12 protein-coding genes are annotated in these 14136 nt (G+C 60.1%); 10 read left to right on the top strand and 2 right to left on the bottom strand.

Annotation, left to right across the window (positions count from 1 at the left end; all coding sequences use genetic code 11):
• The first annotated feature begins 6 nt into the window (after positions 1 to 6).
• The 5 genes from QCD60_RS13850 to dgcA all read left to right on the top strand — a co-directional run bounded on the left by QCD60_RS13850 (position 7) and on the right by dgcA (position 4370).
• Positions 7 to 798, top strand: a complete 792-nt coding sequence (locus QCD60_RS13850; RefSeq protein WP_279786240.1) for an ABC transporter substrate-binding protein — start codon at positions 7 to 9, stop codon at positions 796 to 798.
• A 36-nt stretch (positions 799 to 834) separates the two neighbouring features.
• A complete protein-coding gene (locus tag QCD60_RS13845; RefSeq protein ID WP_279786238.1) occupies positions 835 to 1554 on the top strand; it encodes an ABC transporter permease subunit in 720 nt (239 codons plus the stop codon).
• 21 nt (positions 1555 to 1575) lie between these two features.
• Positions 1576 to 2277: an ABC transporter permease subunit gene (locus QCD60_RS13840; protein ID WP_279786236.1), complete on the top strand. Its 702-nt coding sequence runs from the start codon at positions 1576 to 1578 to the stop codon at positions 2275 to 2277.
• A gap of 94 nt (positions 2278 to 2371) precedes the next feature.
• Entirely contained in the window at positions 2372 to 3391 is a 1020-nt protein-coding gene (locus tag QCD60_RS13835; RefSeq protein ID WP_279786234.1) for a DUF1611 domain-containing protein, read from the top strand.
• Positions 3384 to 4370 (top strand): N-acetyl-D-Glu racemase DgcA, encoded by a 987-nt coding sequence (gene dgcA, locus QCD60_RS13830; protein WP_279786232.1) that lies wholly within the window; start codon positions 3384 to 3386, stop codon positions 4368 to 4370. Before QCD60_RS13835 ends, dgcA begins: the two co-directional genes overlap by 8 nt.
• Positions 4371 to 4467: 97 nt before the next feature.
• On the opposite strand, the gene QCD60_RS13825 is transcribed toward dgcA, so the two are convergent.
• Entirely contained in the window at positions 4468 to 4842 is a 375-nt protein-coding gene (locus tag QCD60_RS13825; RefSeq protein ID WP_279786230.1) for a ribonuclease E inhibitor RraB, read from the bottom strand.
• Between the two features lie 423 nt (positions 4843 to 5265).
• Here QCD60_RS13825 and QCD60_RS13820 point away from each other — a divergent pair, with 423 nt between their 5' ends.
• The 3 genes from QCD60_RS13820 (at position 5266) to QCD60_RS13810 (ending at position 8721) form a co-directional block, all read left to right on the top strand.
• Positions 5266 to 7137: a methyl-accepting chemotaxis protein gene (locus QCD60_RS13820; RefSeq protein WP_279786228.1), complete on the top strand. Its 1872-nt coding sequence runs from the start codon at positions 5266 to 5268 to the stop codon at positions 7135 to 7137.
• Between the two features lie 93 nt (positions 7138 to 7230).
• Positions 7231 to 7689: a YccF domain-containing protein gene (locus QCD60_RS13815; RefSeq protein ID WP_279786227.1), complete on the top strand. Its 459-nt coding sequence runs from the start codon at positions 7231 to 7233 to the stop codon at positions 7687 to 7689.
• Between the two features lie 150 nt (positions 7690 to 7839).
• Positions 7840 to 8721, top strand: coding sequence for a hypothetical protein (locus QCD60_RS13810; protein WP_279786225.1), 882 nt, complete (start codon positions 7840 to 7842; stop codon positions 8719 to 8721).
• A 7-nt stretch (positions 8722 to 8728) separates the two neighbouring features.
• On the opposite strand, the gene QCD60_RS13805 is transcribed toward QCD60_RS13810, so the two are convergent.
• On the bottom strand, positions 8729 to 9694 hold the full coding sequence (locus QCD60_RS13805; RefSeq protein ID WP_279786223.1) for a LysR family transcriptional regulator: 966 nt from the start codon (positions 9692 to 9694) through the stop codon (positions 8729 to 8731).
• Positions 9695 to 10341: 647 nt separating this feature from the next.
• Between QCD60_RS13805 and QCD60_RS13800 the strand changes: the two genes are divergently transcribed.
• Positions 10342 to 11949, top strand: a complete 1608-nt coding sequence (locus tag QCD60_RS13800) for a BCCT family transporter (protein WP_279786221.1) — start codon at positions 10342 to 10344, stop codon at positions 11947 to 11949.
• Positions 11950 to 11972: 23 nt separating this feature from the next.
• Positions 11973 to 14000 (top strand): CocE/NonD family hydrolase, encoded by a 2028-nt coding sequence (locus QCD60_RS13795; protein WP_279786219.1) that lies wholly within the window; start codon positions 11973 to 11975, stop codon positions 13998 to 14000.
• Positions 14001 to 14136 lie beyond the last annotated feature (136 nt).

Raw genomic sequence — 14136 nt, 5'->3', positions numbered from 1 at the left:
TTCCCGATGATGTCGTACCCCGCTTTCAAACAGCTGCTTTTGACGTCCGCCCTGACTATCGGAGCCCTGACCAGCCTTGACGCTGCTGCCACCACCCTGCGCATCGGCACCGAAGGCGCTTACCCACCCTTCAATTACGTCACCCCGGACGGCCAGCTGGCAGGTTTTGATGTGGAGATCGGCAAGGCCCTGTGCCAGCAGATGCAGGCCAACTGCAGCTTTGTCGCTCAGGACTGGGACGGCATCATCCCGGCACTGCAGGCCGGCAAGTACGACGTGATTCTGGCCTCTATGTTTATCACCGAGCAGCGCAAGCAACAGGTGTCTTTCACCGAGCCCTACTACAAGGCGGCAATGACCTTTGTTACCCATAAGGATGCCGCCATCAGCGACTTCAGCCCCTCGGCACTGGCAGGCAAGGTAATCGGCGCACAAAGCTCCACCACTCAGGCGGACTATATCGCCAGGGTGTATCCCGACGCCGAGCTGCGCCTCTACCCCACTCAGGACGAAGCCAATCTGGATATGGTCAACGGCCGCCTTGATCTGATGGTGGGTGACCTGCTGCCGATGATGGAGTGGACTGGCAAAACCAAAGATGGCGACTGCTGTACCCTGGCAGGCCAGCTGATTACCGACCCCGCTTACGTCGGTGAAGGCGTCGGTATGGCCGTGCGCAAAACCGATGATGCCCTGCGCCAGCAGCTCAATCAGGCGCTGGATACCATCGTCGCCAATGGCACCTACAAAGCGATTAACGACAAGTATTTCCCCATCAACATTCTCACCCTCAAGTAAGCCGCAGACGATCAGCTGGCGCCCACGGAGAACGTGATGGAACTGTTGAGCTACCTGAGCTGGGGCCCGCATGGCTGGGGCGATGAACTGGTCAGAGGGCTGGGCGTGACCCTGTCGCTGGCCCTCACCACCCTGCCCCTCGGCCTGCTGCTGGGGCTGCTGGTGGCGCTGGCCTCAGTCAGTGGCAGGCCCGTGCTGCAACGGCTGGCCCAGCTCTATACCGCCACCCTGCGCGGCATCCCCGAGCTGCTGACGTTATTTGTGGTCTACAACGGTGCGGCCATGCTGCTCAATCAGCTGGCCAGACACCTTGACCCCAACGCCGGTTTTGTTGAACTCAGCCCCTTTGTTGCCGGTGTGGTAGCACTGGGTCTGGTGTTCTCTGCCTTTGCTGCTGAAGTGCTGCGTGGGGCCTGGCTGGCGCTCGATAAGGGCCAGCGTGAGGCCGCACGGGCTCTGGGCTTTACCCCCTGGCTCGGGTTCTGGCTGGTGGAGTTTCCGCCCCTGTTGCGACTGGCCCTGCCGGGGCTGGGCAACCTGTGGCTGAATCTGCTGAAAGATACCGCGCTGGTGTCGGTGATCGCCCTCAATGACCTGATGCGCATGGCGTCGGTGGCGGTTGGCGTGACCAAGCAGCCGTTTCTGTTTTACCTCTCCGTCAGCCTGCTGTACTGGCTGCTGTGCGTGCTGTCGGAGGCGGCGATAGCACGTCTGGAACATCATCTGTCCCGCGGACAGCGCCGCCCGGCACTGTAATCGCAGCAAGGAGGCACGCACATGAATACGCTCCTGACCAGCCTGACCGCCCTGCATCCCTGGCTGGGCAAACTGCTCACCGGGATGGCGATGACCCTGCAACTGACCGCCACGGCGGTGCTGATTGCCGCAACCCTGGCCCTGCCACTGGCGATTCTGCGTGCCCGTGGCAAGGCGTGGCTGCAGGCACCGCTGCGCCTCTATGTGTCGTTCTTTCGCGGCACGCCGCTGCTGGTTCAGCTGTTTCTGGTCTATTACGGCAGCGGTCAGTTTCGCCAGGAGTTGCAGCAGCTGGGGTTGTGGTGGTTCTTTCGCGATCCGTTCTACTGCGCGGTGACGGCCTTCACCCTCAACTCGGTGGCCTATCAGATGGAAATTCTGCGTGGTGGTCTGCTGGCCGTGTCACGAGGTGAAGTCGAAGCCGGGCTGGCCTTTGGCATGAACCGACGGCTGCTCTATCGCCGCATTATCCTGCCCAATGCCTACCGCATCGCCTGGCCCGCCCTCGGCAATGAAATCATCCTGCTGCTGAAAGCCAGTGCCATTGCCAGTGTGGTCACCCTGCTGGATCTGATGGGCCAGACCCGCAGGCTGTTCGCCAGCAGTTTCGATATCAGCGTTTATCTGTGGGCGGCCGTGGCCTACCTGCTGATCACCTATGTCTTTATCACCCTGTGGCGGCGCATGGAGCACCGCCTCAGTCGCCACCGACAACGAAGCTGAGTTCCAAACCCAGCGCTTAACCACTCCCAACCACTGAGTCACCCCGCACGGGCCGCATCCGACGGCGCTGTGGGGCTCCTTACGAGGACACATCATGAACCTGATCGAACTGAAAGCGCCCTACCTGCTGTTTGTTGGCGATGCCGAAGACCTGCTGATGGCCAAGACGGCCAAAGGGGTAGCGCACTGGCGCCCTGAACGCTGCCTCGGCCAGCTGCGCTTCCCCGAAGCCAAAGCCGATCTGGGCATTGCCGATCTGGACGTGGAAGAAGCAGCACGTCTGGGTGCTAAAACCCTGATCATTGGCCTGGCGCCCATTGGCAACAGCCTGCCCGCCAGCTGGATCGACACCTGCATCCGCGCACTGGAAGCCGGTATGGACGTGGCCAGTGGCCTGCACTTGCGCCTGACCGATGTGCCCGATATCGTCGCCACCGCCGCCCGTACCGGACAGAAAGTCCATGATGTGCGCACGCCACCGGCCAATCTGCCCTGTGGCACCGGCCTGCCCCGTCAGGGTAAGCGTCTGCTGACCGTCGGCACCGACTGCTGTGTCGGCAAGATGTTTACCGCGCTGGCCATTCACCGGGCAATGGAGCAGCAGGGTGTGGATGCCAGCTTCCGCCCCACCGGCCAGACCGGCATCCTGATTGAAGGCTACGGCATCTCCGTTGATGCGGTGGTGGCTGACTTTATCTCCGGCTCAGTGGAAGTGCTGGCTCCTGCCGCAGCGCACGCGGAGCACTGGGACATTATCGAAGGTCAGGGATCACTGCTGCACCCGGCCTACGCCGGGGTCAGCCTCGGCCTGCTGCACGGCGCCCAGGCCGATGTGCTGGTGGTCTGCCATGAGGCTGGCCGCGAACAGATGGACCTGATGGAGGGCTATGCCGTGCCGTCACTGGAAGAAACCATCGACATCAATCTGCGTATGGCCCGCCGTACCAACCCCAATGCCCGCCTTGGCGGTATTGCCCTCAACACCTCACGTTATGATCAGCAGCAGGCACTGGCGCTGATCGCCGAGGTGCAGCAGCGTTTTAGCGTGCCAGTGGTCGACCCGGTCCGCACCGGCGTCGCCAGCATCGTCGCCGAGGTGCTGAAGGATGCGTAAGGTCAGCTTCCGCGCTGAACAGTGGCCGCTGCACGAGCCGTTCATTATCGCTAGTCTGCCGGTGATGCACTTCGGTGAAGTTGTGGTGGTGGAAATCAGCGAAAACGGCGTCTGCGGCCGTGGCGAGTGCGAACACACCAATGTCTATGATGTCGGCTATGCCGACGTCATGGCCCAACTGGAAAGCGTGCGCAGCGCACTGGAACAGGGTGCGGATCGCACTGCCCTGCAACAGCTGCTGCCACCCGGCAGTGCGCGCAATGCGGTGGACTGCGCCCTGTGGGATCTGCAGGCCAGACAACTGCAGCAGCCGGTGTGGCAGCTGGCCGGGCTGACAGCCGCACCGCAGCCGCTGACCACGGTGTTTACCCTGTCACTGCATACTCCGCAGCATATGGCCGCGGTCGCCGCAGCCAATGCCCATCGCCCGCTGCTCAAACTCAAGCTGGGACAGGCCGGTGACGTGGAACGGGTGGCAGCGGTACGCGCTGCCGCACCCGGCTGCCGTCTGGTCATCGATGCCAATATGAGCTGGAGTGCCGCGCAGTATCTGGCCTATCAGCCACAGCTGGCCGCCCTGGGGGTGGAGATGATCGAGCAGCCGTTTGCTCCCGGTCAGGATCAGCTGCTGGCGGAGGTGGAGCGGCTGATACCGGTCACTGCTGATGAGTCCTGTCAGGACCGGCGGGATTTAGCGGGGCTGGTGGGACGTTACGATCTGGTCAATATCAAGCTGGACAAGGCCGGCGGCCTCACCGAAGCACTGTCACTTGCCCGGCAGGCCAGAGCACTGGGCTTCGACATCATGGTCGGCTGCAATGTCGGCACCTCGCTGGCCATGGCGCCTGCGTTACTGCTGGCTCAGGGCGCCCGCTTTGTCGATATCGACGGCCCGTTACTGCTCAGCGAAGACCGCCCCGATGCCATGCGCTATCAGGACAGTCAGGCTTACCCGGCTGACCGGGCACTGTGGGGCTGACAACCTGCCTCTGCCCCCACGGAGAGCCGCAAGGCTCTCTGCTTGAAAGGGCGGAGGTGAGGGGTAAGCGTTGCGGTTATCAGGTACGCCAGGCTGACTATTGGGTATTACCAAGCGGCCCGGTTCCCGGCGCAGCTTGCAACACACATCCCCAGCCATCGTAATCAAGGCCGAACAGGGCCGACAAACAGGCCATCAGCCCGGATACCGAGCACAGCACGCTCTGGGTCGTCGGCATATTCACCGTGACCACCAGCCGTACCCGCCCCTCTTCTGTTGGTGTGATCAGGGTACTGCCGTAGCGGTTGTCCTGTACAAAGCTTGCCACCGTTTCAGCTTTGCCCTGCTCGCTGGCATAGAACACAAAATCCACATCCCGCGGGATGCTGAACTGATCGCCCTTCTGATCATTACTGATCAGCAGCTCGGTATCGTGGTAAGCCGTTTCCAGCAGTTTGTCGATAACACTCATCGCGTTCTCCATGGCAGCGAGGAAGGAATAACTGCGCTCCTCACCCGGCCTCCGCAGGATGCCGGGCAGGCGCGACCTGCGGGGGCATAACAATAAAATGGATTATTTCCATTTCGAACAATAATAAACGCCCATCGTTTACTTATTTATTGACGCTCATATCTGATTGCGACCTTCGAACGAAAGTGGTTTGACGGAACTCATATCGGTGTATATGCATTAAGTAGTTCGTCAAAACAGCTTCAGGGTTCGTCTATGTTGTATCCGCACTATCCGCTTTCCTGCAACAGGCAGGAACAGCGATACCGCTGCTTAATCGTTTCCTGTGCTGCGATCTGCTCTGCCCGTCAGCTTTCCGGTTCAGAGAACTCAGGTCACCTAAGATTGCGCTCAGTTAGTAGCCATTGAGCAGGAAAATATATTGTGAAAGTAAAGACAAAGTTTTTTCTGGCCACATCACTCACTGTTATTTCGATGGCCATCTCAGTATCTCTCGGTCAGTACTCCACCCGGCAGGTGGTCACTTACAACGGCGTGACTCTGGCAGTCGATCAGGTGCGCCTGCAGATGCTGGAGCTGCGCAAGGACGAGAAGGATTTTCTGTCCCTCCATGATGCTACTCAGGCGCAGAGCTTCGAGACCCATTTCACAGCGCTCAACGAGACCCTGCAGCAATTGCAGCGGGCTCTCGGACAGGCCAGTCTGAATACCGCCATCGTCACTGACCTGAGTAACGCCTTCGAGGATTACCATACTGGCTTCAAAGAGGTTGCGGCCTTGCAGACCACGATTGGCCTGACCCCCGAGAGCGGGCTTTACGGCGAATTGCGCGATGCCGTCCATGGCGCGGAAAAGGAAGTCTCAGCCCTGTCGGACAAACAGCTGCTGATCGATATCCTGCAGTTAAGGCGCAATGAAAAAGACTTTATGCTGCGCTCGGAAGAGGAATACCTGAAAAAGTTCAGCCAGAACATCGACGCTTTCCACAAGGACCTGCAGGCAAGTACGATCAGCGACGCCGACAAGAAGCGTATCGGTGATGCCATCCAGACCTATCAGCAGGCCTTCACCACGCTAAGCAATGAGTACAAGGCACGCGGCCTGTCGCCGCAGGATGGCCTGCTCGGCAAGATACGTGCACAGGTCCATACCGCCGAGTCGCTGCTGGATCAGGTCGCTGCTGAGCTGGACCACACCGTGCAGGAAAAGGTCGGCAGTATCGACAAGCTGATCATGGTCACCCTGCTGCTCAGCATCACCTGCGGCATTGCAATACTGCTGATCATGCTGGCACTGGCCCGCAGCATTCTGCTGCCGTTACGCGCCTCCACCCGCCACGTCACCCAGCTGGCCGCCGATCACGACCTGTCCAACCCGCTGCCGATCCAGCGGGAAGATGAAATCAGCGAACCGTTCAAGGCCGTCAACACCCTGCTCGGCGAGTTCCGCCAGATCATTGCTCAGGTCATCTCTGCTGCCGGTCAGGTGGCCGCCGCTACGGAAGAACTCTCCACCATCGCCGCACAGAATCTGCAGGGTGTAGAGCGCCAGCAGAATCAGACCAGCCAGCTGGCGACCGCCATTCATCAGATTGCTGCCACCGTTCAGGAAGTCGCCCGACATGCGCTGGATGCGGCACAGGCTGCCAGCAGTGCAGGCAGAGAATGCAGCACAGGCCGCAGCGTGGTAGCCGACGTCCGGCAAACCGTGCAGGGGTTATCGAGCTATCTGCAGAATGCGTCTGACACCATTGCGCAGGTCGAGGCCGACAGCCAGCAGATCGGTGGCGTGCTGGATGTGATTCGTTCCATTGCCGAGCAGACCAACCTGCTGGCTCTGAATGCGGCCATTGAGGCGGCCCGGGCCGGTGAACACGGGCGCGGGTTTGCCGTGGTTGCCGATGAGGTGCGTAATCTGGCCAGCAAGACGCAGGACTCTACTGCGGAAATCCAGCAGATGATCACCAATCTGCAGAGCCGCTCCAAAACGGCAGTGGCACTGATGCGCGACAGTACCCTGCGCTCCGAGGAAGGGGTCAGCCACATGGAAACCGCCATGCAGTCCATTGATGCGATTGTGTCGGCGGTGACCAGCATGAGTGATATGAACACCCAAATCGCCAGCGCCACCGAACAGCAGCATGCGGTGATTGAAGAGATCAACCGCAACGTGACCGTCATCAACGAGACTGCCGACGATACGGCACGCGCCACCCGGGAAACCGAGGAAGCCAGCCAGAGTCTGGCGAAACTGGCGATTGATATGAACACCCTGGCCAGCCGCTTCAGGGTCTAGCGATACGTTTTGATCACCATGGAAGCACAGGGCGGATTTACACTCGCCCTGCCTGCCGCCACACTCTGTCCATCACGGATGGAGGAACGCAACATGCGCTTGATACTGAATCTGATCTGGTTTGTGCTGGGTGGCATTGTCATGGGGCTGGCATGGTGGCTGTTCGGCCTGCTGGCCTTTATCAGCATTATCGGCATCCCTTGGGGACGGGCCTGTCTGGTGATGGGTACCTTCTCCTTCTTCCCTTTCGGTCAGGAGCCCATTGCCCGCGATGAGCTGAGTGGCCGCGAAGACATCGGCACCAGCGCAGCGGGAATGCTGGGCAATATCATCTGGTTCGTGCTGGCGGGTATCTGGCTGGCGATAGGTCATGTGATGGCCGCCATTGCCTGCGCCATTACCATCATCGGCATTCCCTTTGCCCTGCAGCACCTGAAGCTTGCCTACATTTCCCTCGCCCCCATCGGCAAGACGGTAGTGCCCAAAGAAGTGGCTGCCGCAGCGCGCACCCGCAATGCCCAGAGCGAGGTGGAGCGCCTGCGCTCACGTTAACCAGCACGCCACTCTGCCAGACAGAGTGGCTGCCTTCTGCAACAGACTCTTCAGGGCATTCCGGATGCTCTGTGATATACGGTCGGCAGGCGCACTGCTATGGTTTGCCTTTGACGCCACCCCTTAGCCGATGAACTGAAGTTTCCCGCCATGACGCTCAACATGCTGCTGCCCCTGCTCTACCTCCTGTTTGGATTCACCCTCGCCCGACTGCGCATAGACGTACGCAAAGTGGCTTCGACCGTGCTGATGCGGGTGGCGATTCCCTATGTGGTGATACACAACATGGTATTCAGCCAGCAGGGCACCTTTGTCATCATGGCCGCTATCGTCGCGATCATGGCCATCATGCTGGGGATTGGCTGGCTGCTGCGCCGTGATGCCGTCGAGGCGCTGAACTTTTCCTATCTGAATATCGGCTGGATGGGTCTGCCCATTGCCGTCTCCCTGTTTGGTAACGATGCGGCGGCAGTGATGATTGCCGCCTATGTCGGCAGCTCGCTGTTTGGTAATACCGTCAGTGCTGCCTTGCTGGCGCCGCCGGGTAGCACCTCCTGGCCACAGCGCCTGCGTACCCTGCTGCTGTCGCCTGCGTTTCTGGCGATGATCACCGGCCTGCTGCTGTCACCGTTCGCTGCTCAGCTGCGCCTGCTGGATCAGTGGCTGTATGAACCGGCCAAGGTGCTGATGTCATTGCTGGGTATGGGCGTGCTGGGGATGTGGCTGGCGCACGCCAGAATCAGCCGGGCTGAGGTGTACAGCGCGGTGCTGCTCACGCTGCAGCGGGTGGTGGCACTGCTGCTGGTGATGTGGAGTGCCATCCAGCTCGGTACGCTGGCCGGACTGGACTGGGTGCAACAATACACCCAGGTGCTGTATCTGATCTGCCTGCTGCCACCGGCAGCCATCATTGTGATACTGGAAACCCACTATCTGCGCACCGGCCGTTCCGCCAGCAGCATCGCCGTCGGCACCTGCATCAGTGTGGTGCTGATCACCCTCTATGCGGTGGGGTTACGGCTGCTGGGCTGAGAGGTGGCTAGAGCGTTTCCCCGATACGAATCTGCGGCTCCAGCCATGGCAGGTTGGCCACGATATCTTTCTGAAAGCGCTCGCGCAGGATCTGGCAGCTGTCTTCGGCAATCACCTTGGGCAAGTCCCACAGCTCATTGCGGCGCGCTACCAGTGACAGTTCACGGTAAACCGGCTCGCCCGGCAGTGGCACGCAGCGCACCTGATGCTGCATCAGGCCGGTCTGATACAGGCACAGCGGCGTGGTGATGGTCCAGCCGATGCCGGAGGCGACCATCGACATAATCGCGTAGGTGTTATCCAGATGCAGGCGCGGCGGCAGATTGATCTGCACCCGGCGCAGATAGCGCTCCACCGACTGACCAATCAGTGAATGCGGCTGATAGCGCACGAACTCCAGCCGCTTCTGGATGGCCGACAGACTGGCAATATCACCGGTGTAATGGGGTGGCAGGGCGATCACCATCGGTTCGCGCAGAATGGTAAAGCGGGTCAGGTCGTCATAGTCATCCAGACCATCATCGGAAATGACGATATCCACCTGCCGCGACAGCAGGGACTGGGCATGCATGTGCGACAACCCAGTGCTGACTGACCAGTCCTCGGTTCGCTTGCGAACCATTTCAATCAGCGGCCGGCCGATGGCCGTGGCCAGCGAATCGACCAGCGCAATACGCACATGGCGCAGCTTGAAGTGCCCGCGCTGCATATCCTGACTGGTCTTACGCGCCTCCAGCAGCATCTGCACCGCACGGTCGTAGAAGAACCGCCCGGCGGTGGTGACATGCAGTGGTCGCACCGAGCGGTCGAGCAGCTGCGCATCGAGGTTGCGTTCAAGGTTGGACAGGGTCTGGGAGATGGACGACTGCGTCAGCCCCAGACGCTCGGCAGCGTAAGTCAGGTTGCCGGTTTCCACCACCTGCACGAAAACTTCCAGCGCTTTAAGATCAAATCCGAATGATGAGGCGGCCACGCTGCCAGTACTCCTTGCTGCTGCCAAAAGGCCATCAGCCGGCAGCGATGCTACCCGGCTGAAAAACGGGACTACAGTTCACTGTATCTCTGCGGTGTTGTCCAGCCACAGACACTCAGCGCCGTGTTGAACAATCCACCCTCCTCATGCATTTTTGGAATACCCCTATACGCACTTGTCGTTTGCCGGTTTTTGCCTGAAACGTTTAGATACCTCTGCCGGTTCGCAGTCACTCCTGCAAAGAGTGGTACCGGCGGGATTGACTCCAACTCCGGGCGGCACAGGTTACATATCAGGTCGCTGAAGGCGTTATTGAGGCAGTCGAGACAAGGAAATACTCCTGGAGCACAAAAGGCAGGCGAAAAAGCGGCGTTTAGTTCGCTAAATGAGCATTTTTAGTCTGTCTTTGACGCCGTACTCGGCCACTCAGATCGCTTTCAACATCCTGTAAAGCACCGGCCTGTGCCGCCCACCCCGTCCCTGCCTTTCAGGCTTTACGCCTGTTGTACGGGTGCGGACGTAGCGAATAAGAACGATTCCCTGCTGCCCTAAAAAAATAATATCCCGGCATTCCGGCTCCTCATGGATCCGGTTCCGTACATGCTCCTGAGTCCCCCAATCATCCTGTGAATGAACCGGAGAATTGCATGTGGCGTTCGATTAGACCCTGGGTGTTCTGGCCCACCTTTACCGTACTGATGGCCGCCGTGCTATGCAGCTACGTTAATCTGCCCCTGTTGCTGAGCACCACCAAACAGCTCAACACGTTGATCCTTAATACCTTTTCCTGGCTGTTCAGCCTTGGCAGTCTGTATCTGCTGGTGCTGGCGGTGGCCGTCTATTTCTCGCCGCTGGGCAAGATTCGTATTGGTGGTGAAAACGCCACACCGCTGCTGAGCAAATGGCGCTGGTTCTCCATTACCCTGTGCACCACTCTGGCAGTCGGCGTACTGTTCTGGACCACGGCAGAGCCGCTCTACCACCTGTATTCACCGCCCGAAAGCCTCGGCCTCACCGCCAACAGCAGCGATGCCCGGCTGTTCGCCATGTCGACCATGTTCCTGCACTGGAGCTTCACCCCTTATGCCATCTATACCGTACCGGCTCTGGTGTTCGCGCTGGCGTTCTACAACCGCCGGCTGACCTTCTCCATCAGCAGCATGCTGCGACCGTTATTCCGTAATGACATGCCTGCCTGGCTGATCAACCTGGTCGATGCCATTGCGCTGTTTGCGCTGGTGGCCGGTATGGCTTCCAGTCTGGGGACCGGTGCCCTGACCCTGTCCGGAGGGGCCAGCCAGTATATCGGTGGTGATACCTCGCCCCTGCGTCTGGCCATCATCATTGCCATCATCGTCGCCACCTTTGTGCTGTCAGCCGCCTCCGGCCTGCATAAAGGTATCAGCCGCCTGTCGGCCATCAATGCCTGGCTGCTGGCGATCGTTGGCATCTTCGTGTTCGTCTGTGGCCCGACCCTGTACATGCTGAACCTTGGCACCGAAGCCTTTGGCCAGTATCTCGACCACTTCTTTACCCGCAGCCTGTTTACCGGTGCGGCCGGTCATGACGAATGGCCACACTGGTGGAGCATCTTCTACTGGGCCATCTGGTTTGCCTGGGCACCGATCAGCGCGCTGTTCCTCGGCAAGATTGCCCGTGGCTACACCGTGCGTGAGTTCATCATGATCAACCTGGTGTTGCCCGCCCTGTTTGCCACCGTGTGGATCTGCGTCTTCTCATCCGCCAGCCTGTACTTTGACGAGTTGCTGCACGGTGCCCTGAATACCATCCTCAACGACAAAGGCGTGGAACACGTGCTGTATTCACTGTTCGAGCAGATGCCTGCCAGCAGCCTGATGATTGCCCTGCTGCTGTTCGTCGCTTACATCTCCTACGTTACCGCCGCGGACTCCAACACCGATGCTATCGGCAATCTGTGCACCCACGGTCTGGATGCCAGCAGCGACCTGAATGCCGGTATGCCGATGAAAGTCCTGTGGGGCACCATCGTCGGTATCGTCTCCTGGGTGATGGTGTCCTTCGTCGGTATCGACGGGGTGAAGATGCTGTCAAACCTCGGTGGGCTGCCTGCCATGTTCATCATCCTGCTGACCAGCCTGTCGCTGTGGAAGTGGCTGAAAGAGCCGGAATCCCTGCGTCATGCCACGCCACTGCAGGGTGACAAACCTACTAACGCGATGGCGGCGTCTTCCCTGCACGCCAGAGCAACCGTATCCAACCAGCCCGCCGGTTGAGGCTGGAGCAACAGAGTAGTGCCATGCAAATCAAGACTGACTTCCCCTTTGCCGTGCGCGAAATCGAGAACCTGTGGATCCCGCTGGCCGACGGTACCCGTCTGGCCGCACGGGTCTGGTTACCGGAGGCGTGCCTGAGCGATGCCGGTGCACCGCTCCAGGTCCCGGCGATTCTCGAATATCTGCCTTATCGCAAGCGTGACGGAACCACCGTACGCGACGAGCTGACCCACCCCTACACCGCTGGCCACGGCTATGCCTGTGTGCGGGTGGACATGCGCGGCAACGGCGAGTCAGAAGGGCTGATGCACGATGAGTACCTGCCACAGGAACAGGCAGACTGCCTCGAAGTCATCGACTGGCTGACGCAGCAGCCCTGGTGCAGTGGCAAGGTCGGCATGATGGGCATTTCCTGGGGTGGTTTTAACAGCCTGCAGGTTGCTGCCCTCAAGCCCAAAGCGCTGAAAGCCATCATTACGCTGTGCTCCACCGATGACCGTTACGCGGATGACATCCATTACAAGGGCGGCAGCCTGCTGATGGAAAACCAGAGCTGGGCTGCGACCATGCTCAGCTTCTCTTCCGCCATTGCCGATCCGGCACTGGTGGGCGAGGCCTGGCTGCCGATATGGAAACAACGGCTGGAGAACATGCCACTGCTGGCGGAAACCTGGCTCCAGCACCAGACCCGTGATGCCTACTGGCAGCATGCCTCGATCTGTGAAGACTACAGCGCTATCGAGGCGGCCACTTACTGCATCGCCGGCTGGGCCGATTCCTATATCAACACCATCCCGCGCATGATGGAAAAACTCAGCTGTCCGAAAAAGGCGCTGATCGGCCCGTGGATGCACAAATACCCGCACTTCGCCAAGCCCGAGCCTGCCATTGGCTTCCTGCAGGAAGCGCTGCGCTGGTGGGATTACTGGCTGAAGGATATCGACACCGGCATCATGGACGAGCCGGAATGCACCTTCTATCTGCAGGACGGCCTGCCACCCAAACCCTTCCACCCGGTGCGCCCCGGCGTCTGGGTACAGACCAGTGGCTGGCCGGATGAGGCGAAAGTCAGCCGTCAGCGCTGGTACCTGACCCGCAGCGGTCTGCAGCCGCAGGCAGAAGCCCTGGCGGAAGTCCGTTCGGTCTGCTCGCCACTGCACACCGGCCTGCATCATGGCGAATACATCCCGCTGTGGTTCGGCCCGGACTTCTCAACCGACCAGCGTCGTGACGATGCCAACTCTCTGTGTTTCGACTCGGCCCCGGTCAGCGAGACGCTGCAGATTCTCGGTGATGCCCGGCTGAAGCTGAAAGTCAGCGTTGACCAGCCCTGCGGGCAGATCTGTGTGCGCCTGAATGACGTCGCTCCTGACGGCAAGGTCAGCATGATCACCTACGGGGTGCTCAATCTGGCCCTGCGCAACGACCCGGCCGTACTGGAAACCCCGGTCCCCGGTGAAACCATGGACGCCGAGGTGGTACTGGATCATATCGGCTATCGCCTGCCTGTCGGACACCGCCTGCGGGTCGCCATTGCCAGTGCCAGCTTCCCGCTGCTGTGGCCCAGCCCGCAGCTGACCACCCTGAGTCTGCGTGCCGCGCTGCAGGAGCTGGATCTGCCGGTCTATATCGGTGAGCCCATCGACAACCCGTTTGCTGCGCCTGAAGCCGCCACACCCTGCGATCTGACCATGCTGGAACCGGCAGGCAACCGCCGCACCCTGAGTGAAGACGTCGCCACCGGCACCGTCACCGTGCATATCGATGACAACTTCGGCCTAACCCGCTTCAACGATCACGGCCTGTGGGTGCGCCAGCGCGCCATCAAGGACTACAGCGTGCAGCCCTACGACCCCGGCAGCACCCGTGCCGAGTTCAACTGGCTGTACGAGGCCGGCAGGGATGACTGGTCGGTGCAGGTACAAAGCTGGATGCAGGTCAGCTGTGACAGCGAACAGTTCCACATCGAGGCCACTCAGGTTGCCAGCCACAACGGCGAAGTGGTAAGCAACAAGACCTGGAGCACCTCGGTCCCGCGTCTGGCGGTGTAACCGGCCCCTGATGCACCAATGCACCAGCCTGTCAGGCTGGTGCAGACCCAGTTCTGCCCCGCTCATGCCTTCTGCCTGTGCGGGCCAACACCTTTCCCCATGACAGCAAACTAAGATCCCCATGCTATGCTGAGCT

The sequence above is a fragment of the Pokkaliibacter sp. MBI-7 genome, from assembly GCF_029846635.1.
Lineage (GTDB): Bacteria > Pseudomonadota > Gammaproteobacteria > Pseudomonadales > Balneatricaceae > Pokkaliibacter.
Note: the sequence above shows the minus strand (reverse complement) of the source record. Positions and strands in the feature narration are given on the sequence as shown.

What these genes read in the sequence shown, in the direction of transcription:
- QCD60_RS13815 (WP_279786227.1), top strand. Translation starts at nt 7,231, where the DNA reads ATGCGCTTGATACTGAATCTGATCTGGTTTGTGCTGGGTGGCATTGTC.
- QCD60_RS13850 (WP_279786240.1), top strand. Translation starts at nt 7, where the DNA reads ATGATGTCGTACCCCGCTTTCAAACAGCTGCTTTTGACGTCCGCCCTG.
- dgcA (WP_279786232.1), top strand. Translation starts at nt 3,384, where the DNA reads ATGCGTAAGGTCAGCTTCCGCGCTGAACAGTGGCCGCTGCACGAGCCG.
- QCD60_RS13825 (WP_279786230.1), bottom strand. Translation starts at nt 4,842, where the DNA reads ATGAGTGTTATCGACAAACTGCTGGAAACGGCTTACCACGATACCGAG.
- QCD60_RS13795 (WP_279786219.1), top strand. Translation starts at nt 11,973, where the DNA reads ATGCAAATCAAGACTGACTTCCCCTTTGCCGTGCGCGAAATCGAGAAC.
- QCD60_RS13835 (WP_279786234.1), top strand. Translation starts at nt 2,372, where the DNA reads ATGAACCTGATCGAACTGAAAGCGCCCTACCTGCTGTTTGTTGGCGAT.
- QCD60_RS13810 (WP_279786225.1), top strand. Translation starts at nt 7,840, where the DNA reads ATGACGCTCAACATGCTGCTGCCCCTGCTCTACCTCCTGTTTGGATTC.
- QCD60_RS13840 (WP_279786236.1), top strand. Translation starts at nt 1,576, where the DNA reads ATGAATACGCTCCTGACCAGCCTGACCGCCCTGCATCCCTGGCTGGGC.
- QCD60_RS13845 (WP_279786238.1), top strand. Translation starts at nt 835, where the DNA reads ATGGAACTGTTGAGCTACCTGAGCTGGGGCCCGCATGGCTGGGGCGAT.
- QCD60_RS13800 (WP_279786221.1), top strand. Translation starts at nt 10,342, where the DNA reads ATGTGGCGTTCGATTAGACCCTGGGTGTTCTGGCCCACCTTTACCGTA.